Origin of the sequence: Bacteroides cellulosilyticus DSM 14838, assembly GCF_000158035.1 — a bacterium.
GTDB lineage: Bacteria > Bacteroidota > Bacteroidia > Bacteroidales > Bacteroidaceae > Bacteroides > Bacteroides cellulosilyticus.
In genome coordinates this window covers 1,190,494-1,213,228 of sequence record NZ_EQ973490.1, presented here as the reverse complement: position 1 = coordinate 1,213,228, position 22,735 = coordinate 1,190,494, and the positions used below count along the sequence as shown (strand labels likewise).

Here is a 22,735-nt window from a genome sequence, read left to right as displayed (position 1 = left end):
AAGAAAAAACTTCCGGTCAATAAACAAGAGCTAAAATAATACTTAATAATGGAAAATATCAATCTTTATTCCCGAAACGCTTCTTCAAATATTTCTCCAGGTTATAAGTTCCCGGAGAGTTTCGCAATACAGTACCATCTTTTTCTATCCACTCATAATGAGGAATACCGTTGAAGTGGAATAATTGGCGGAGATAGTTGTAATCTGCCTGAGGAATACGATAGCAAGCCTCACCCTTCAGATTCTTTTCTACATATTCATTATAAGTCTTTTCGGGACTTTCACGATCACTGGTGATATATATGAACTGAAAATCCGGGTGATCTTTATACTGTTGGCGTAAACCGGCAGTGTGTTCAATGCCACTACGACAGGGACCACAAAACGTTGCCCAGAAATCGATAAACAAAGCTTTACCTGCATGGGCTTTAATGATATTACGTAAGATTTCAGTAGCAGGCCCTTCAGGCAAAGCATACGTGCTATCATTTTGTAGCGGGAAAGCTTGGGCATACAAACGCTCCGCCTCAGCAAGCATGAACGGATGATTGATTAGCTGCTTTTCTTTATCCAACAGACTACGGGCACCTTCTCTATCCAATTGTTTTAAATCAAAAGGAAGACTTCGCAAAGCAATGATCTGCGAAACCAACGGGACATATCCGACTATGGTATCCAATCGTCCCGATTTCTCTCTTTGATTTTCAAAGAATTGATTTATTCTCATTATTTTTTCATCTTCTGCTTTCTGATTTTCATCAATAGATACAGAAACATCATTCTTTACCTCGTTTTCCTTTCGATAAGCTTCGAATAAATCCTTATATTTTTCGCTAAGTTCTTCCCATATCTTCGTCTCCGCAATGAGTTCGCTTATCTCTCTTGTCACAGTCTTACCAGCTCTGTCTTCACTATCTTTTCTCATTTTTTCCTGCTCAGGAGTCAATACTACACCATTCTTCTTCAAATAAGTAAGGACAGATTTTTCAGGATATTTATAGGCAATCTTTCCCATTTCAACAGTCGTCGTATCACCCACAGCCCTTGCAAAATCCATATATTCAAGGCGATTGATAAAACTACTAAAATTCTTATCCGCTACGATAATGCTGTCATTAAGAGGCATCTGTCGTAAGAAGTTATAATAAGCCGAATCTTCCTTAACCTTCAGCACCTCATTATCTTTATTCTCCCGCGCCAGATAACTTCTGTCCATAACAAAGTCGAACATCTTATAACCTTGAGAAATCCGTGCCGTATTTCTCACCAAACGTGCCGCTCTTCCCACATATCGATTGGCAGCAACAAGTGAATCGGCCTGCTCCGACCAACGATGAAACATGGGTTCGCAACGCTCTACAAATTGTGCAGGGGTCAGTTCTTTCTGCATTTTCGAGAAATCTTCATAACGAAATACGAATAAATCATCTACATATTTCAATGCCTTTCCTATATATGCGGTAGATCCCATGTAATGGACATTATGAAGAGGATAATAATGATCACGGGCACGGCTACGGGCCATTACAGCTTCCCAGTCTACATACATTGTTACAGTTTGTCCCGGCTCTATATAAAAGGGCAACCAATCATTATTGAACACAACCGAACTTACCATAGGATAGTTGATCTCAAACTTACATTCAAACCTTCCATTAGGTTGCAGAGTTACCACCATCGGATAATCTTCTCTTGTCAAATCATTAGAAACATAAATCAGACCATTGGTAAAGCCTAATTTCTGATCATAGCCGGCAATGTATCCTTGCAGGCAAACGCTATCCCGACTGAATACCGGACTCTCATTCTCTTCAACCTGCATCGCCTTCATGCTTCCCGTATCCCGCGAATAAAGCCGGGCAGGTTCTTTATCTTTCCTTATCCGGCACAAACCATTCTTTTGCGGGGTAAGTTCCAGCTCCACTTTATCGCCCCGGTCATCTTTCAAAGTCAACAGCATACTTTTACCTTTCTGACGGATTGCTTCGTACTGATAGAAACGATTGTCCATGACAGCAAGAGAATCGTATATGCCAAAAGCCCATTCATAATAGTCGTCCATTCCCATCCAGTTGCCGGAGACTTTATCGAAAAGTGAGGCTTTGGCATCTTTCTTCTCCAAAGATATATAGAATGTATGCGACTCATCACCTTCATCGTCATCAAGGAAATGAATCTCTTTTGTTGTTTCAGGAAGCGGTGGAAAAAGAAGCACAAAGTCCAAAGTTCCCGAATCCGGCGTATATACTTCTTTCTCCAGTTCAAAACCTTCGCTCCCTGTAAGATAATATTTCTTACCGGTATCCGCATCCTCCAGATAAGTACTCTTACCCAGCATCACCCACCAATGCGGACGGAAAATAACATGGATATGCAGCCTCGTTGCATCCGGAGTACGTTCAATGCGGGTAATATTATAGATACTGCCCGAACGGAATTTAAACTTAGGATTATCAATTACATTTTGTGCCTGAAGCATACAAGTGATGCAAAGCAGGAAAAGGAAAATAAGTTTTCTCATGGTATAGTTGTATATGATTAATTTCTACTAAAATTTAAAGGTTGCTCACTCTGACAAATATAAGCAATAAAAAGGAAAGACTTTTTATTTTAAATAAATATTTTTCAATAACTTATATTTAAGAGTAAAGTATCCTTTTGGAATGACTACACCCTTTATATGAAAAGGTGTAGCCATGAGAGTAAAAGGGTGTAGCCATCCGGACAAAAAGGTGTAGCCCTTTCAAAACAGGGTTATAAATACCTGTAGGCTGGATTATATCATCCTTATAAATATGTTTTCTAAAAAGTTAGTTGTTCACTTATGTAAACTAATCAGATTTTATCATCGTTATTACTTCAATATGGCAACCTTCTCTCTTCCCACAATATAAATTCCTGCAGGTAGTTCCCGGATCACCTCACTTCTGCGCACCTGAGTGCGAAGCTTGATTCCCGTAATGGTATAGACATCTACCAGAGGATCTTTATCCACGGTCACATCCTCGATGCCCGTAGGATCTTCGTAATCATCGGAATTAGTCAGATAGACTTTATCGATAATAATAGGGCTGCCGCCGAACGACCAGAAACCTACACCATAAATGTGGCTCGGATCAAGTTTCACTTTAGAATTACTCTTATACATATTATTCAAATCAACAACCACTTGCTTACTGTTCCTAACTTCATACTCAGCAGCTCCCGACCAATAGCTATTCTCATCAAATAAACGAAATGAAGCACCGTTGTTTGAGTTATCATTGCCTATTTTTGCCACAACGTATTTATATTCCGACAAATCAATACCGTTATCGTACCACCAGCCACCGAAACCATACTGTCCGGTCACCAATGTATGTGTATTCTCATCAAAAGAACCAGTCTCCCAAATATTGGGATTAAACAGTTCTGCAGTTAGCGGAAAAGTAGAAGAAGTGACGTGAATCTTTAAAGACTGACGGTCACCCAACGGGCCTTTATAACTGATAATTATATCACTCTCTCCATCTTGCAAAGCCATTATACGTCCGTTAGTTACACGTATGACATCCGGATTCTGATTTTCATAATCGGCCGCCATGGTAATATCTTCCGTATGGCCATCGGCATATATTCCTTTCACTGTAATTGTAGAAGAACTTCCGGTAAGCAAAGTGAGCTCTTCTTTTCCATTGATGGTCAATTCGGTTAAGGTCAATGATTCTTCACTATACCCCTCAAAAGAGTCGTCAAAATAGAATGCTTCATCAAACTCCGGTTCGGTAGAGAACCAGTCTACATCCACATAGCCACCTGTCTGGACAGTTGCATAATTAAAGATAGCGAACTTATTGCCCGTGAATACCGTCAGATCATACTTCATGTTCAGGTCATCCCCAAATTTCGTATAGGTCTTGTTGTCCAGGCTGTAATAGAAGCTTGCCCTACTTGTGTTGTAATTGGCAATAGCGCGCAAATAGATTACCTGTTCAGTGACCACTTCTCCTATCTGCTCCGATTTTGCAGCTGACGATACTACAGGGGCAGTGGTATAAACCAACCGCTTCTGCCCATCTATGACTTTAACGCCAATAAACGCATAAGGGTCCTGAAATACTGCCAATCCTGCCACATCGCCTTCCTGCATCTCGCCTATCTCCATCCTGACCGTGCCATAGGAATGTTCCAAGTCCTGAGGATACCCCAGAATTCTCTGAGTCAATGTGTTCTTGGCTTTATGCAGGCTGTCGGTAACATTTGCCGTATACAACCGCAAATAACCGGCATGTTCAGTCAACGACCATTTTGATCTGTCCGCATTATGATTCCATCCCCATTGTAGTCCTAATTTATAATGCCTGAAATTATCATTGGTAGGCAATGACTTTATGGGGTATTCCCTGCCAACATCGGGCTTACGATAGGTAGTGACTCCTTTTCCGTTCTCACCTATTTCAGGCCAGCCATCCACCCATTTTACGGGTTGCAGGTTAGGGAATCGTCCATAAGCACCTTTATCATAGAAAAGCATAGTCCACCACTCTCCGGTCTGCGTTTCTACCAAAGCTCCCTGATGAATGTTGTCATCGTCTATCAGCTTCTTTTCCTCATAAGGTCCATAGATATCCTTGGAGCGGAAAACAGTTTGAAAAGCAGGCCATCCTCCATACGTAGAGTAAATGTAATAATACTCACCTATCTTATACAAACGGCTCCCTTCAAGCCCTTCGCGGAAAGACCATTTAACCACATCCTTATCACTGCCGGGAATTTTATTGAAATCTTCATCTAATTCGGCTATACGAAGCTGGTTGATACCGTAAACTACGTATATTTTATCATTATCAAAAAGCAATCCGCAATCATAAAAGCCATCATTTAGCTTCTTCTTTTCCCATTCACCTTCAATGTCGGTAGTGGTCAATAGGTATCCACCTTCATCCAGTGTAGTAAACAGGAGATAGAACTTGCCGTTATGATATTGAAGAGCTGTTGCCCACTGGCCACGGCTGTAACGGTTCTGACCATTTTCAAGATTATAACCATCGGATGCCTCTATGCGCTCCAACGGATTACAGCAATACTCCCAGTTCACCAAATCATAAGATTTCAGAATGGTGGCTCCGGGGAAAATGTACATGGTGGTGGATACCATATAATAGACATCACCCACACGGATTACATCCGGATCAGGAAAGTCACCGAATATAACAGGATTAGTGTATGTGCCATCCCCATTATCACTATGTGACTGATAAGTAAAATCAGGACGTGGATAATTTTCCTTTGCATACTCCTGATACCAATGATAGGTAGGCCACGGACAGGCTTCGGGATCGGTCAGGAAGGTGTACGCTTCTCCCTCAGCAGGTGGAGTATCCTTAAATTTTGCCAACAAATCAGCACCCGTAAAAATAAGCCAGCTTACATTACCCGAATTATCTACAATATGTTTCATATTTGCTCCAAAACCGGGACCACCGAATGTACCGGTATGAGCCTTCCCCCACGAAGCGTTATATTTTGACGGTGCCCAATCCATTTCTGTTATCATGATAGGCGCGAATGATGCTACCGGAGCTACGGAATCATCCCATCCCTTCTGGAAAGGTTCATAGCCTCCCGTACTGGAACCACCATCCCCATTTTCTCCATCACTTCCCATCCAACCCGGATAGAGATGTACCGCATAACCGATGTTATCTCCTTCGATAGGATTGACGGCAAACCCTTTATACAACCCTTGATAACCCAGACCAGGTATCCAAAGAATGTTACCGCAACCTTGTGCACGCATCGCATCTACCACCGACTGAAAATACTCTTTCAGTTTATCGAAGTGTCCCTGCGAACCGGCTCCGTAAGTACCATCGGGACCAAGTATATTAATCGGTTCGTTGGCCAGTTCAAACATAATGTTGGGATGATTCTTCAATTTCGGATGTTGGGCTACGTGTGTCCATACTTTAATGAGATACTGATTATACTCATCTCCTACAGCTATTTTTTCCGGACATACTCCGGGAGGACGCATGACTACATAAAGTCCTTTCGAGACAGCATATTCCGCCATCGGAATAAATACCCTATCAAGATAGTTTTTAAACCGATTGAAATCGAATGCTGAAATGTCATTCTCTCCTTCTACATGAATTCCCGGAGAATTTGACCAATACGGGTCCATATGTAATCGAAGAAAATTCATTTTCCAACCGGCAGCCATAATGTCATCAATCAACCCTTGATTGTATTTCAAGCATTTCTCCACATCATAATTGTCCCACTTCTGCCCCATCTCATTGAACCACGGACTATAGGTCTGCGCAAACCCATGCAGGTTCACTTTATTCCCATGCGGGTCTACCAGGTAACGGCCTTCAACATGCAGTCGAGGCATCGACATATCTTCCCATGCCCAAAGTGCAGAAGAAGACATCAAACAACATAAAGCTATAAGAAATTCGTAAAATACGTTTGTAATGTTTTTCATAAGCTATATATTTAAATTACTTCAACAAAAAATTAATAAGAATCGCTATGCCGCGATATTACTTTTTCACCTGAATAAATGAGATTACCCGATGTACAAACACCTTCTATCACTACCCCATAATCGGCAGCAGAATCAGCTGTATAAAAGCTGACGTGAACAGTTCCCGATTCATCAACCTGCACGCTCGGATTCCAGTATATCGTAGAACGTAAGTCTGGCTTGACGGATTCTTTCTTTGCTTCCGTGTCATACGCCGGTGAGTAGAATTCTACAGTTTGCTGATAACCTAAAGTCGTAATAGTCTGCATATTGCTGTTCATTTTATTTTTCTGTATAAACCCATTCTTCGTAGTGACTACTATGGCACCATTTCCCGCAGCCGACCCGTAAAGAGGACCGACAGAAGTGGCAGGGGAGTAAAAAACATCTTTGATGTCATCCACGTCCAACAGGTCAAAATCAAAGTTTTCTTCGGGAACATTGTCCAGCAACACCATGACCGGAGCAAATCGATAACGCACTTCATTATTCGTGATAGTAATACCTGGCAAACGTCGCAAGAGGTCGTATGTAGAAATAAAATGTCCTTTTTTTACATCCTCTTCCGTCAGCACCTTCGAAACTCCCACCGAATAAAAGGGAGATTCCGTTTTTACAACTCTCTCTCTTCTACCTGTCACTATCACTTCCGCCAGATTATAGACTCTCATTCCATTTTCTATAGTATATTTTTGGTCCATCTTTGCCATATAGTTTTCTTCTATATGCGGCTTTTCAATGCGGGGAATACACCCGATTCGGGGAGCAGGAAACGATTTGTAAGGATCCAGTTCGATAAAAACTTTTGAAGAACCTTTCTTGCTGAGCGCCTGGACAATATAGTGAGTACCACTGGGATATTCCAGTTTATCGAATACAAACCGCCCATTCCGGTCAGGCTTCGTCAGTTCTGTCCCGATGAGTGAATCTTTAAGGGCGAGCAAAGAGATATTTCCCTCTTTCAATGCAGAAAACAAGCCCTCTACTTTACCGGAAACTTCGTCACCCAATTCCAAATTATAGGGTAATGCGCTGGTTACGTTGCCTTTCAAGACCTCCGGTATGTTGTATTTCCGCCAGCCTTGTGTCATCATCAGCAAATCCAGGGCATAGGAAGAACTGCGGTTGTCTTGCAGGTAACTCAACGGTGACTCAATGTGTCCTTTAAGATCGGAAGTGAGCAATAAGGTGGAAACAATGTTGGAAACGGTATCCGGCTTCACGTCTGTTCTGTCAACAACTGCAAGTGCGAAGTTGCCTGACATGGGGTTTCCATTTATATCTTTAATCTGTATATCCATATCTACCTTCTCTCTTGCCAAGTAGTTTTCACGGTCAAGCCGGACTTCAGTCTGCGCCAGTGCACTTTTTTGCAGAGAAAACACTAAACGTTCGCTCAGAATATTTCTTCCTTCATCAACCAGCAGAAAATGAACGATGCCCGCCGGAAAAAAGTCTTTTTCAAAGTCAACATAATTTTGTTTATCATCCCAGGGTTGTGCATACAGAACGATGCCCCGCAAATGCGCCACCAGTGTCAGCGAAGTACCCAATGGGGTATCGGGTGATTTGGAAAGACTTACCCGCAAATAATCTCTAGACCAAAGTGTATTCAGGGAAATAGCATCCGGAGAAGGTTCGGGCAAATCAAAACGCTTGGAAACACCTGTTCCGTCACTACAAACGGCATGATACTTTTTTCCGGGAACATAATACATCCGAAAACTCCCCATACCCAAATGCTGGCTTTTGAAATCGGCACATACCTGACCTTCTTCGTCAAATACTTGACCTTCTACCTCTGTAGACAAACCATCTGCATCGATGGCCTTAAATGCCATTTTGATCGTGGTGGATTGAGCTGCATGACCTCCTTCGGGGAAGAAAGCCACATCAAAGGTTTTACTCAATTCGGGGATTCTGAAATAGCGATTGGAAATTTTTCCGTCATACACTGTCTGTAACAAAAACGTGCGCGAAGCAGGAATCTCCTTCTTCTTGAAAGTGTAATGGATATTTTCCCCTTCCAATGATAAGACTTTTCCTTCTTTGTCCCTGTCTCCATCGGGGAAAAGAATGGCTTGTGTGGGAGTGACGGATCGGTTGTCCGGTTTACTGAGAAAATGTATTTCCGCATGAATATCGTTGTTTTCAGCAGAATAACTGATTTCCGGAGATATCGCTTCGGATACGGGATCGGATATATAAATCAGTTTATGGGGAAAGTACTCTTCACCTATATTCTGCATGAACCAAGTGTAGGCTCTGAGAGAATAGTTGCCTTCCGGCAGATCTTCACCCAATGGAATATGTCCGTAAAAACATCCCAAAGAGTCCGGTCTTATTTTCACTCTCTCCACCAAGTTGCCCAACGGATTCACCAACTCTACATATACATATCGACTGGCATTAGCTTGCTTTAACATAAGAGCATCTACTAAATGTGCCCTGAACCAAAGGGTTTCACCGGACATGTAAATGCCACGGTCTGTCTGAAGGTAAAGCTTTTCCTGAGGGAAATGCGACATTTGCTGTAGAAAAAGGTTTTCTACACTCATAGAATCCGTTTCCACTGCTAATGGTGCTTGTGCAAATACATTTTGCATACACAGGAATAATAAAGAGAAAAAATAGGTTCTCATGATATAGATTTTATATAATTTACAGAAAATGGTGCTTCTCACGAAGCACCACCTTCTTAAACTAATGGTAATAAAAAATGCAATCTAACTTTACCTTAAAATAGAATCTTTTAATAATCGTACTTTCTATTTTCTTCCATCCAGTCGTTTATCTTGCGTACTTCATCATCGTTCTTACGCTCTTTGTACACAAATCCCCGGGTCTTCTTCAACATACCATCCTCTTTGAAAGTATACCACAAATCGTACACTTCCATTTCGGGATAATACTTACCGCCACCACTGACAAGGTTAAACTTATCCCAAGACTTCAAAGTCACTGAATTATCCGGATTTACGGTGATATTAAAGCAATAATCGGGTCTGTAGTCTGTAGCACCTTTTGACCATTCATTCTTTTGATGATACATACGTACAGTGTTACCATCGACTACAGCTTGCAACGTGCGAGGCGACTTATAGATAACAGAATCCTTCGGATTATCAGCAGGCTTAATCACACCGTCCATATAATAAAGCCCTGAATAGTCATTCATCAGATTCAGACGGATTAGCACCACTGTATCTTCTTTAGCCAGTTCAAAACGAGATGTTCCACTAAGTTTAAACGCCATCATATAGAGCGAATCTATATGCAAAGTGGATGGGTCAATGTGAACAGGATACGTGCCATAGGCTTCACCCTTTTTCACAATTACATTTTCTTGCGGAAAACTATAGATACCATTTGTCAACGTACGATACTTTATATCATCCGAACCAAGTTCTTTCTGGTTATAACTTTCAATACCAGAAGGAAATTCTTCAACAGTAACAGTTATATCTTCCTTGGTAGGCAGCGAACCGCTGATGGCAACCGATGCATATATGGTATCTTTTTCATAACCTATATTCAGATCTCTATTTATAATCTTATCTTTTGCCCCAACCAGATAAACCGTTTCGGGCCATAAATTCTCTTCCATAGGTATTTTATTGTCGCAACCCGCCATACATGCCAACAGCAAGGTTATCGAAAAAAATGCTATTCTCTTCATATTATCAGCTTTTATTGTTTTCATTTTAATTCCATCCTGGGTTCTGTACCAACTTACCGTTCTTTCTCAGCACATTTCTGTCAAGCGGCCACAGATACATCTTGTTGGAAAACATACGTTTCATGGTTTTTTCTGTATTCCAGATTCTTTCTGTATAGAACTGTTCGCGTTGTGATTCGCGAGCACTTACATCCAATCCTCTGATGGGTTTGTTGTAAGCGTCATAGGCATCTTTCCAACGGCGCAAATCCCAATAACGATGACTTTCGAAAGCAAACTCAATCAACCTTTCATGCTTAATTAGTTCACGCATCCTGCTTTGGTCGGCTGCATCGGCAGTTGTGATTCCCGGTTGACCGGCACGATAACGAATCTGATTGAAATATTTCACCATTTGATCCACATCACGAGTAACCGTCACCTGCCCATCTTCGTCCGTATACGAACCTTCCATTTCGTTCATCGCTTCTACATACCCCAACAATACTTCGGCATAGCGGAATATCGGATAAGTCTTCGCTTTTACCACTCCATTCCAAAAGATACAATCATCCTGATGCACATATTTCCGGCAGGTATATCCGGTCCTGGTTCTGTTATCATTATTATTCATATCAGATGCACTACCTCCGTAGTAATAGTCGGTAACATAGTTTCTGGTACCTGCTGACAAACCGTCACGGTGGGAAGTTGTAGGCCAGATACAAGCATTGAAACCAATAGCCGCATAAAAACGCGGTTCGCGACCATCATCACGATGAGCTCTGTTTCCGGAAAGAAGATAATCTGACGAGAATGTTTTATCTTGTCCCACTGCCTGCCATGATTTTTCCGCCTGAGTAGCTTCACTAAACGGTCTACCGTCAGCCATCCGGTATTCATCAATCATATCTAAAGTAACACTAAATGAAGATATTCCCCCCAATTTGGAAGGTGTCACAAGAATATAGTTTCCATTATTTTTTGAAAAATAGATGTATTCTTTAACCAACTCAGGCTGGTAAGTACCATCAAACAGCGTCTTGTATGACTTATAGGGGTCTATACCTCCGGCTCCATCAGGGAAGTCGGCATCAGATACCGTCTCGGGAAGAGGCAATGTGCCTGTACCCTTTTCATTCACTATTTTGGATACAGTATGAATGGCATACTTATTCATATCAATAATCCGCTTGAACGTGGCGGCAGCTTTTCCCCACTTAACCTTGTCTTCCGTCTGGGCAATGAAATTCCTGCCCTCTGAGTCTTTCCAATCGGAATAGTAACTGTTACCATTGAAAAGGGGGCTGGCAGCATAGAGCTGCATACGAGCTTTGAACGCCAAAGCAGCACCCTTGGTAGGTATATACTGCAATGCATCTATACGACTTGCAGGCAGCAATTTAGCTGCTTCTTCAAAGTCGGCACAGATTTTCTCTACACACTCATCGTAAGTGGAACGCTCGAATGAAACTGACGCTACATCTTCGTCCGTATCGAAAGGACGGTCGGGAAGTACAACCACAGGCCCGTACAATCTTACCAAATAGAAATAGAAGTAAGCCCGCAGAAAATAAGCCCTTCCCTTGAAATCACGCATTTCCATCTCGGTAAGCTCCTGGTTTTTGGATATATTCTCCAATACGATGTTGGCCTTACGGATTCCTTTATAGCAATCGGGCCACGGATTAAACCATGAGTTCGTTTCTTTCACTTCATCATAAAGTATAGCATTTCCATTCGTTACAAACGGAACGATTGCTTCATCTGAGCCCAATCCACTGGGCAATGTAGAAGACCATCCCCAACCATTCATAAGTATTGATTCATCGGGAAGAAGAGCAGCCGCTCCATTGATATACTCTTCCGTTCTGGAGCGGGAAAGGAAAATGGAGTCCAGTGTGGTCTGATCGTACACATATTGGTCAATGTCCAAGTATTTTTCGCACGAACCGAACATAATGCTTGAAACCAAAATAACGGTTATTGCGGCTATTCTGCCGAGAAAACCGAATTCTCTTTTATAATTTCCAAATTTTATCATAATTGTCAGGTTATATTAGAATGAAAGATTAAGCTGTAAAGTATACACTCGCTGGACAGGATAGACTGTTCCATTATCTCCCGCTTGTGCAGGATCCAGCATCTTCTCTTTAGACCAAACTGCCAAATTGTCTCCAATCACACTAATTACTGCTTTCTGGAGACCAAACTTTTTCAGGAATTGGTTCTTGAGTGTATAAGAGACTTGCACATTCTTCAGACGCAAGTAACTACCATCAGACAACCAAAAAGAAGATGATTGACTATTATTACTGCTACCTCCATAATAAAGACGAGGGTACTTGGCGTTCGGATTCTCAGTGGCAGGGTCGCCTGAGATTTCACGTGAAATCCATCGGTTTGCCGGGTTGGCAAAATCTGTAATCACATTACCGGCTGTACTACCCGAGAATGGCTGATACATATTTCCACCTTTAAAAAAGGTCACGCGGCTTACTCCCTCGAACAGGACACTTACATTGAAGTTCTTCCAGTTAAACTCTGTGGCAAATCCATACTGTATCTGAGGCACATAAGAATACTTCAAAGGTACAATATCATCCCAATTGACAATGCCATCGCCATTGACATCCTTATACTTGATGTCACCCGGCAAGTAATTGCCAAAATCCTGACGAGGACTATTATCTATATCTGCCTGGTCTTTAAACAAGCCCAAAGCTATCAAGCCTCGGTTAACTCCACTTTGATATCCTACGGCTGATTGGTAATCGTATTTCTTAAGGTCTTCCTCGAAATTGGTGATTTTGTTCATGGACTGTGTATAGTTGGCACGTACAATCAGGTATTTGTCATTGTCACCCAAAGGTTGCGTATATGAGATATGTCCATCCATACCCCAGCTCTTCATTTCACCCACATTGGCCCAAGGCAATGACGGAAGTCCCATCTCTTCCGGTACACTCTGGCGTTGCTGATAAATACCGGAACGTATATCCTGGAAGAAATCGACTGTCATCTCAAAACGTTCATGGAAGAAACGTGCATCAATACCGATGTCAGCTTTCTTGGCCTTTTCCCAGCGCAGGTTGCTGGAACCTACTTGCGTTTCGGTCAAACCGGAACCGTTATTCCAACTGCCGGAACCTGTGTAACCAATCAAAGTAAGATAGGGAAAACGTACCGAGTCGTCCCAAGTGAGGCGGTCGTTACCTACTATACCATACGAAGCCCTGATTTTGAAATAATTGATAAAATTGTCCTTATTACGCCAGAAGCGATATTGCGTGGGAGCCCAACCTATAGAAACAGCAGGGAACCAACCAAATTTCTTACCTTTCTCAAAAGCCTCCGAACCGGTGTAACCCATATTAAATTCGGCCATATAAGTATCATCATACGAATAAGAGAAACGGCTTGAGTAACTATTATATCGTTTAGGGATAGCAGTCAGCAATTGATTATATTTCGATGCTTCATAATCGCTCCATTCGGCCTTCACCAAAGCACCCACCTTATGTACCTTATTAAATGTCTGGTCGTAATTCAGTCGGAAATCCCAATAAATTCTACGCTCAGTGTCATTCCAATTTGTATAATAGGGCTCCACTGCATCAGATATTTTCTCCAAATCGAGTGTTCCATCACGTTTATAACCATGAGCATAATAAATGGCCGGCATTTTTTCGCGAACTTGGGTTCTCGCACCTATCGAATTAATGTTGACCAATCCTGCAATACTCAGTCCGGGAGTTATCATCTTCAAATCCTGATTGAGCTGCATCGTGATTTTATTATCATTGGAATAGAACTTGCGATAACCCGTCATATTCAACAATACATACGGACTAATATTCGATTTATCAGTGCCATATCCAGGTGCCTGCCCTGTGGTGTACATCAACGGTACTGTCACCGGAGTCAGATTGGATTGTGCCTGCCACAATACCTTACTGTCGTTTCCATATCCCGGATAATTCTGAGTAACAATCACAGTCTCTTCATTCAGCGAAAGCGTAGTGGTGGAAGTGACATTCACATCCACATTAGCACGGAAATTGAACTTGTTGTAGTTTACGTTCGTATTGTATTTGTTTACCCCCTTATCTTGTTTAAAGATGGCATCTTTTGTCGTAAAACCGGCACTGATGTAATAGCGAGCTACTTCACCACCTCCCGACGCACTCAGGAAGTATTGCTGGTTCCAGGTATAATCTCTCAAGATAACATCCCTCCAATCCACATCCGGATGAAAATCAGGGTCCATGTGGTTCCTGAACAAATCCACATCCACATCGGAATAGACAGGAATACGTCCACGTGTCACGGCAGCTTCGTTGGCGAGTGCCGCATATTCCGCAGCACGTACATATTTGGGCATTCGAGGAGAATAAGAGATACCGGCATTTGCCTTTACCTGCAAATTCAGTTTTCCGGCTTTACCCTTCTTGGTACTTACCAATACCACACCGTTGGCACCACGTACACCGTAAACCGCCGTAGAAGAGGCATCCTTCAAGATAGAGAAACTCTCAATGTCTTCGGGATCAAGCGTATTCAAGTTGCCTTCGACACCGTCAATCAACACTAAAGCTCCCTGTCCGGCACCAAAGGTACTGATACCACGTACCCAGAACTCGGAGAAATCCTTGCCCGGCTCTCCACTACGTGTAACGGAAATGATGCCCGGAACGCGTCCGCCCAACATGTTGCTTATGGAAGTGGCAGGAGTTTTCAGCGTAGCCACCTCAACTCCGGTAATGGCACCTGTCACATTAATCTTCTTCTGTACCTTACCCGATGCCGTAATCACAACCTCGTCCATTACATTCGAACTCTCCTTCAACACTACGCGCATGCGCTCGTTGCTCTTGTTCATTTTTATCTCCTGAGGATCATACCCCACATAGGATATGACCAACGTATGCCCGGCTTTGATACCCCCTATCTTGAAACGACCGTCAATATCCGTAATGGCACCCATAGAAGGAACTTCCTTTACAGAAATCGATACTCCGATTAAGAGTTCGCCTTTCTCGTCCATAACCGAACCAGAAGCTACCACAGTCTGTTGCGCATAGGCCAAACTCATAGAGCTTACCCATGCCATGAGAAACAGTAATATATGTTTAATCTTCATCTTGATTCATTTTATATGATTTCTACTTTTATTCAATTGTCATTTTCCGGATGGCCTTTGAAGATTCTTCACCAATGAAGAAGTTCTCTTCCGAATCCAAAGCAATACACAATGGATTATCAAACAATGCATCCGTAGGGAATCCGTTTAGTCTTCCTGCCTGATCAGGAGCTCCTGCTACCAAAGAGACAAGCCTTCCTTTGATTTTCACAATGCAATGGCTATTTTTGCAACATACATAGAGTTCACCACTACTATTCACCGCCATTCCGCAAGGTTCTTTCAATACGGCATCCGTCAATCTATCTCCAAAAGCTGTAGCCAACCATCCCGGTTGGAAGCCGGCATAGCGTTCCACTTGCCATGCGCCCGAAGTGTCTTTCCATATCTTCATAATACCATTACTCTCAGGATAAGAGGCAAAAAAACACTTATCATATTTACTATAAGTCAGATAATGCCTCCACTGGCCGGTGTTCACTCCATCAAAAGCCGGGTAATCTGATGTAGCAAATAACTTTGTATAACCTTTATCTTCCAAATCTATTTCATAAAGACCATCACCGGACATTGCATACAAATAGCGGTCATCTTCGGCATAAGCCAATGCCCCCTGGCAATCGCCTTGGAAAGGTATTGTGAGACCAAGAGAGTTTAAAACCCATCCATCCGCACGGGAAGCTGTGTATAAAGCACCTCCATTACGGGGCATGATACTCACTTTTTCCCTTGAACTATCAACTGCAACAGCCCCCATATAACCAATATTAATCAGACGAATCACCACATTATCCTCTAATGACACAAAATAGGTACGGTCGCCCCATCCTCCTCCAACGAAAATGAAATTATCGCTCTTTTGTCCTGCAACAGCTACAATTCCTGTACACTCATTCATTCGGAATTCTTCTATTTTACTGTCATCTGACGATGTCCAGCCGTCTTCACCAAATTTTCCCAATATTGTTTTCACAGATTGAGTCTGATAGTACTTAAACTTCACATTGTCAGAGGTGTACTTTTTACCCTCCACTTCCAATATTATCTCGTTATAACCGGGCATCTGCTTGGGGATAAGCCCATACAGTTCATTTCCATTGCTGTTTACGATAACAGCTTCCTTGTCGGCAAAGAAAACTTTGACTTTTCCGGTCGTGTCAACCGGAAAGTTTCCTTTGATAATAAAAGAATCGTTGATTCTTCCCCAGTCGGGTGACATGGATTTTAACTCAATAGGCTTGCTCGAATCATAATAGTTGCCTATTTCAGGCCATTTCTCAATTACTTCTTCGCCATTGCAACTTGCGAACAAAATACTTAAGAAAAGAAAAACAAAATAAAGCTTGTTGTTCTTCATAATATATAAGTAATGGGGTTCTATGTTTTTCATTCATAACGGCAGCCATTGACACCACGCCCCCCTTTAAATGTCAAAGCCACATGAAATTCATTACAGATTACCGAAAGTGATATGCATCACTACGGTTATCTCTGATTTTACAGTCTTTACATAATCGTTGACTTAACCGTCATCATCATACATACATTTCATAAGATTAACTTGATTAGATTTAACATAACAATAACTCCATCGACATACATTCCGTACATCGATATACAAAGCTACAGAAGTGTACCCAATACACTTTTAGATATTAGATATATAATTTTAGATATTAGATAATCTATACTACAAACGATAAAAAACGGGAAAAAGAAGTAAATTAGACCTCTGTAGGAGACTTGCCAAAGTACTTTTTAAACACCGTACTAAAGTAACTAATACTGGAATAACCACAAAGTTCGCTAACTTCCGTGATAGTGTACTTATGAGATTGGAGTAATTCCAAAGCCCGGTTTAAACGAATGGATTTAATAAAGTCAATAGGTGATTGACCTGTCAGTGCTTTTATTTTTTTATATAACAGTGAACCGCTCACATGCATTTCCATAGCAAAGCTTTCCTTATCAAAATCTAGATTTTGCATATTATTATGGATCACTTCCACTGCTTTTTTCACAAAATGATCGTTAAGCTCATTGTTCAAAATAACCTGTTGCTCATCACTATCCGACTTTATCAATTTCAAAGCTTTCTCTCTGACGATCTCCCGGTTCCGCATAAGGGACTTTATTCGTTGCTCCAAAAGTGATATATCGAAAGGTTTCGTGATATAATCCTCTGCTCCCAAGCCTAAACCTTCCAACTGGTCACTTTTATCACAAAGTGAAGTTAGCAGAATCACCGGAATATGCGAAGTTTCAAAAGTAGATTTGATCAATTTACATAACTCAAAGCCATCCATATCAGGCATCATCACATCCGAAATAATCAATTCTGGAGATTCCTTTTGAAGTAATTCCCATGCTTCATTGCCATTGCCAGCCTCTAAGATGTTATATTGATTTTCAAAAGAACACTTCAGGAAGTTCCGCAAATCTTTATTATCATCTACGATTAATATAGATTTCTTCTTTTCGGACTTATCATCTTCCTTTTTATATTCCGATTGATCAGATGGACCATCAGCAGATGTGATATTCCCCGGCTCTTCATGTTCAGCAGGTGCAACCTCAACCACTTCTTTATAAGGGATGTTTATTTTGAATAAAGAACCTTCATTCTCCTTACTTTCAAGTGAGACTTTTCCCTCATGCATCAAAACGTAATTCTTCACCAACAACAGGCCTATCCCGGAACCTACCATGCGTGAATTAACCTTATTATCTCCCCTATAAAACTCTTTGAACAGCTTCTTCTGAGCATTATCCGAGATACCCAATCCATAATCTCTCACCTCCAAGCTCCAATAGTACTCATTACAATTCAATGTAAGTTCCACCCTACCATTCGTATGAGAATACTTTATAGCATTAGATATCAAGTTATCAACCACTTTCTCTATTTTCAATTCATCGACAGCTGACATATAAGATTCCCTGTTAGAGACAAACTCCAATATAACATTCTTTTTTCCCGCCGTAGACTTGAACATTGTTTTCCGCCTGTACACCAATTTAACAATATCAACCATTACCAGAAACAGTTGTCCTTTCCCCATATCCACTTTCTGAAAATCCAAGAGTTGGGTTGCAACATTAGATAAACGTTCAGACTGTTCCGTAGCCAGATTCAGATAATAATGCCCTTTGTCTGATAATTCTTTCTCTTTATTCAATTCCTGAATAGGCGCATTTATCAACGTTATCGATGTACGAAGATCATGAGCCGTATTTGTGAAAAAACGGATTTTATCTTCAGCATGACGCTGTTTCAAACGGTTTATATAGAATTTAAGCACAAAGAATGTAATGCTCATTATAATAATGAATACCACCAGACGGAACCACCACGTCTGCCAGTAAAGCGGAATAACGTGTATGTCCAATGTACGTTCATCGACTATCTGAGAAAGTGAATTATTGTACATTCTTACTTTAAGCCGGAAATTCCCATTAGGAATATTGGTATAAGTGATTATCTGCTGACTGGAAGGATGTGACCATTCTGTATCAAGCCCTTCCATTTTCCATGAAAATTTTATTTCTTTGGAAGAAACGCCAATAGGCAATACCTCAAGCGTCAAAGTATTCTGATCATATTTAAATGAAATATCTGTTTGCTTATTCACCGGAATTCCACGCAACAAATCTTGATTTTCTCTGATAGAACTGCCGGAAATAGTGATATTCTGGAAATAAATCTCCCCGTTGAGCTGGGTATGATATAATTTATCGGGGTTAAACATTACCGCCCCATTATTTGTACCCCACATCAATTCGCCATTACGTAATTTGCAGCTGGCATTCACATTGAATGAAGCACTAGAGAGAGCTAAAGTAGAATAATAAGCATGCACCGTGCTGTCGGCAGGATTATAGCGGCACAATCCATTTTCCGTTCCTAACCATAAATATCCATTATCATACATGACACTATTCACATAGTTAGATGGCAATCCGGATTCCACTGTTATTTTATGAGTTTCACGAGTCGTGTAGTTATGGTGCAGCAATCCGTCTCCGGAAGTAGCCACCCAAATATCATCTCCCATTACTAAAATATCCTGTGCAAGACATTCCGGTAAGAAAGTGATTTTCCCTGTTTCCTTGTCTAGCAAAAGCACAGAATAAGTACAGGCCAACAGCATTTTTCCCGGAGAAAACTCCATAAACGTACGCATGGGCTGTGCACCATACGTATGAAAACGCTTTTCTTTTGTTAAATAACATATTACATCTTGGATACCTCCAATCCAGATATCACCCTCACTGTCCTTATATATATTCATTATGAATTTACCGTCAGATTTCAGTTCCGATGTATTCCGCGGATAATGAACCAATTCTTTTCCGGTATTCCGATCTAAAACATAAAACCCGGATGAGAACGAACCTGCCCAGATATTTCCTTCGTCATCTTCACATAAAGCCAGAAAAACCTGTGCCTGTTCCTGTTTATTCTGATAATAAGTATCCCATTCATTAGTGGCGACTCTCCACCTGCTTATCCCATTATTTGTAGCAAACCAGATATCCCCTTTGCTATCTTCCAATATCTTGTTTACATTATCATTCCCTAAAGAATTCGGATTATTAACCTGATGGGTAATTTGATTAATTAAGGGAGATTTCCAGTCGAAGAAAGAAAGCCCACCAGTATAGGTAGTAACCCACACCCTCTGCTGACCGTCGCAAAAGATGTCATAAACCCCATCTCCACGAAGAGAGAAAGGATTATCAATATCTTCTTTCAAAATATTCAGAACCGTTTTTTTATCCTTATCCAATTCCCATACTCCCTGCCCGTCGATTCCGACTAACAATGTTGAATCCGAACTTTCCGTTATCACTGCGATAGGTTGCTTTGGGAAATTAGAAAATGGCAATAACGTTTTCTTTTTCATGTCCAGATAGAAAAGACCATCAGTGGAAGTTCCTATCCATACAACCTCTCTTTTATGATCATAAAAAAGAGTATTTATCTGAAACATATCTTCTATTCCACATATACTTTTTTGTTTCAACGTATTTGTATTTAATAATCTAATACTGTCTTGACTGGCTACAAGCAGATGTGTCTGATCATAAGACGTTATGCACTGTGTTCGAATTGGCGCCTCACTTATTTGGGTAAATATTCCATTTTTATATTTGCACAATCCCCCGGACGTAGGAATCCAGAGAGCCTGTTCATCATCAATAACAACTTTACCTACACTTAAAAAAGTATTATTGAAAGATATTCTAAGATCCAGAAATAAATCAAACCGGTCATACAGTTCATTATAATGAAAAAATTGCCCATTATTCGTATATGCTATTAAAAATGAATTATTATAGGCCAATTTGACATTTATGATATTGGCTGTTTTATAAGGAAGCTGATAAATGCGATAATCACTTTCCGTAATTCTCAATATACCCGTTTTAGAGGAAGCCCAGATAAAACCATTCCCATCTTTACAAACAGAGGCCATCTCCCGCATGGAAATTCCATACATCGCATTAATATTATAAAACTTCACATCCGAAGCATATATATTAAAAATAGAAAGAAAAAGAAAGAATATAAGCAGTCGTGATTTCATAATATTACAGTTAGCTGCTGCAAATATAATATATTTGAAAGCAATCAACCAATATATGCATTATTTTGTCTAATTTTGCACCTCGTTTCACAAAAAGTACAGATTATCTATGAAAGCGTTCGAATTCAGACCAAAGCTATTCACGGCTTTGAAGAACTACTCGAAAGAATTATTCATGGCAGACCTGATGGCCGGTATCATAGTAGGTATCGTCGCTCTCCCGCTTGCCATTGCATTCGGTATTGCATCCGGTGTATCACCCGAAAAAGGTATTATCACGGCAATCATTGCCGGATTCATTATCTCCATGTTGGGAGGTAGCAAAGTACAGATCGGTGGTCCCACGGGAGCTTTTATCGTCATTATCTATGGCATCATCCAGCAATATGGAGAAGCGGGACTGATTGTTGCCACGCTGATGGCAGGAGTCATTCTTATTCTGTTAGGGATATTCAAGCTGGGTGCTGTAATCAAGTTTATCCCCTATCCTATTATCGTGGGATTTACCAGTGGTATTGCCGTCACTATCTTCACCACGCAGATAGCCGATATCTTCGGACTTAATTTCGGTGGTGAAAAGGTTCCCGGAGATTTTGTCGGGAAATGGATGATCTATTTCCAGCATTTCGATACTATCAACTGGTGGAATACAATTGTCAGCATCGTAAGTATTGCAATTATCGCCATAACCCCGAAATTCTCAAAGAAGATACCGGGGTCGCTGATTGCCATTATTGTAGTAACGGTAGCGGTATATCTGATGAAGACTTATGCCGGAATCAACTGCATAGATACCATTGGCGACCGCTTCAGTATCAAGGCGGAACTGCCGGATGCAGTAATGCCTTCACTAAACTGGGAGGCTATTCAGGACTTATTTCCTGTAGCCATTACCATTGCGGTATTAGGAGCCATCGAATCGCTGCTTTCCGCTACGGTAGCGGATGGTGTTATCGGCGATAAGCATGATTCCAATACGGAATTGATAGCACAAGGAGCTGCCAACCTAATAACGCCCCTGTTTGGCGGTATTCCTGCCACCGGTGCCATTGCACGTACAATGGCTAATATAAACAATGGTGGTAAAACCCCTGTTGCAGGTATGGTACATGCAGTGGTACTATTACTTATTCTTCTGTTCCTGATGCCTCTGGCACAATACATTCCGATGGCTTGTCTGGCAGGTGTGCTGGTGATTGTTTCCTATAACATGAGTGGCTGGCGCACATTCAAGGCACTACTGAAGAATCCGAAATCAGACGTCACCGTATTGCTGATTACCTTCTTCCTGACAGTTATTTTCGACTTAACCATTGCTATTGAAGTGGGTCTTGTCATAGCTTGTGTACTTTTCATGCATCGTGTGATGGAAACCACTGAAATTTCTGTTATCAAAGATGAAATTAATCTGAATGAAGAATCTAACAGTAAAGAAGATGAAGAAAACCTGTTTATCCCTAAAGGTGTGGAAGTGTACGAAATAAACGGCCCTTACTTCTTCGGAATTGCCACTAAGTTCGAGGAAATCATGTCCAGACTGGGAGACCGTCCAAAAGTGCGTATTATACGTATGAGGAAAGTACCCTTCATCGATTCAACAGGTATCCACAATCTAACCAATCTTTGCCAGATGGCGCAACGGGAGAAGACGACGATCGTACTTTCCGGCGTGAATGAAAAAGTGCATAAAGCATTAGAGAAATCAGGCTTCTACGAACTGCTGGGCGAAAAGAATATCTGCCCGAATATCAATGTAGCATTGGAAAGATCGAAAGAATTATTGGATGAGTAAAACAAAGTAATAATATAAAGGAGGGAATGAAAAAATC

General features: G+C 41.2%; 9 protein-coding genes. 1 reads left to right on the top strand and 8 read right to left on the bottom strand.

The genetic code is table 11. The annotated features are described in order from the left end of the window. Positions 1-58: 58 nt before the first annotated feature. The 8 genes from BACCELL_RS09060 to BACCELL_RS09025 form a co-directional block, all read right to left on the bottom strand. Entirely contained in the window at positions 59-2,521 is a 2,463-nt protein-coding gene (locus BACCELL_RS09060; protein ID WP_044153544.1) for a TlpA family protein disulfide reductase, read from the bottom strand. A gap of 333 nt (positions 2,522-2,854) precedes the next feature. Next, positions 2,855-6,472 (bottom strand): family 43 glycosylhydrolase, encoded by a 3,618-nt coding sequence (locus tag BACCELL_RS09055; protein WP_007211422.1) that lies wholly within the window; start codon positions 6,470-6,472, stop codon positions 2,855-2,857. 32 nt (positions 6,473-6,504) lie between these two features. After that, the gene (locus BACCELL_RS09050; RefSeq protein WP_044153542.1) at positions 6,505-9,156 is read right to left on the bottom strand and encodes an MG2 domain-containing protein; all 2,652 of its coding nucleotides are present in this window, start codon (positions 9,154-9,156) and stop codon (positions 6,505-6,507) included. Between the two features lie 110 nt (positions 9,157-9,266). Next, on the bottom strand, positions 9,267-10,193 hold the full coding sequence (locus BACCELL_RS09045; RefSeq protein ID WP_225979452.1) for a BT_3044 domain-containing protein: 927 nt from the start codon (positions 10,191-10,193) through the stop codon (positions 9,267-9,269). 25 nt (positions 10,194-10,218) lie between these two features. Then, positions 10,219-12,216 carry a RagB/SusD family nutrient uptake outer membrane protein gene (locus tag BACCELL_RS09040; protein ID WP_007211419.1) on the bottom strand — a complete coding sequence of 666 codons (1,998 nt, stop codon included), beginning with the start codon at positions 12,214-12,216 and terminating at the stop codon, positions 10,219-10,221. Between the two features lie 15 nt (positions 12,217-12,231). Continuing rightward, the gene (locus BACCELL_RS09035) at positions 12,232-15,315 is read right to left on the bottom strand and encodes a SusC/RagA family TonB-linked outer membrane protein (protein ID WP_007211418.1); all 3,084 of its coding nucleotides are present in this window, start codon (positions 15,313-15,315) and stop codon (positions 12,232-12,234) included. Positions 15,316-15,343: 28 nt separating this feature from the next. Continuing rightward, entirely contained in the window at positions 15,344-16,672 is a 1,329-nt protein-coding gene (locus BACCELL_RS09030; RefSeq protein WP_242577619.1) for an IPT/TIG domain-containing protein, read from the bottom strand. A 367-nt stretch (positions 16,673-17,039) separates the two neighbouring features. Next, the gene (locus tag BACCELL_RS09025; RefSeq protein WP_007211416.1) at positions 17,040-20,906 is read right to left on the bottom strand and encodes a hybrid sensor histidine kinase/response regulator transcription factor; all 3,867 of its coding nucleotides are present in this window, start codon (positions 20,904-20,906) and stop codon (positions 17,040-17,042) included. A gap of 109 nt (positions 20,907-21,015) precedes the next feature. Here BACCELL_RS09025 and BACCELL_RS09020 point away from each other — a divergent pair, with 109 nt between their 5' ends. Continuing rightward, positions 21,016-22,698: a SulP family inorganic anion transporter gene (locus tag BACCELL_RS09020; RefSeq protein ID WP_007211415.1), complete on the top strand. Its 1,683-nt coding sequence runs from the start codon at positions 21,016-21,018 to the stop codon at positions 22,696-22,698. Positions 22,699-22,735 lie beyond the last annotated feature (37 nt).

What these genes read in the sequence shown, in the direction of transcription:
- BACCELL_RS09050 (WP_044153542.1), bottom strand. Translation starts at nt 9,156, where the DNA reads ATGAGAACCTATTTTTTCTCTTTATTATTCCTGTGTATGCAAAATGTA.
- BACCELL_RS09045 (WP_225979452.1), bottom strand. Translation starts at nt 10,193, where the DNA reads ATGAAGAGAATAGCATTTTTTTCGATAACCTTGCTGTTGGCATGTATG.
- BACCELL_RS09035 (WP_007211418.1), bottom strand. Translation starts at nt 15,315, where the DNA reads ATGAAGATTAAACATATATTACTGTTTCTCATGGCATGGGTAAGCTCT.
- BACCELL_RS09020 (WP_007211415.1), top strand. Translation starts at nt 21,016, where the DNA reads ATGAAAGCGTTCGAATTCAGACCAAAGCTATTCACGGCTTTGAAGAAC.
- BACCELL_RS09040 (WP_007211419.1), bottom strand. Translation starts at nt 12,216, where the DNA reads ATGATAAAATTTGGAAATTATAAAAGAGAATTCGGTTTTCTCGGCAGA.
- BACCELL_RS09025 (WP_007211416.1), bottom strand. Translation starts at nt 20,906, where the DNA reads ATGAAATCACGACTGCTTATATTCTTTCTTTTTCTTTCTATTTTTAAT.
- BACCELL_RS09060 (WP_044153544.1), bottom strand. Translation starts at nt 2,521, where the DNA reads ATGAGAAAACTTATTTTCCTTTTCCTGCTTTGCATCACTTGTATGCTT.
- BACCELL_RS09055 (WP_007211422.1), bottom strand. Translation starts at nt 6,472, where the DNA reads ATGAAAAACATTACAAACGTATTTTACGAATTTCTTATAGCTTTATGT.
- BACCELL_RS09030 (WP_242577619.1), bottom strand. Translation starts at nt 16,672, where the DNA reads ATGAAGAACAACAAGCTTTATTTTGTTTTTCTTTTCTTAAGTATTTTG.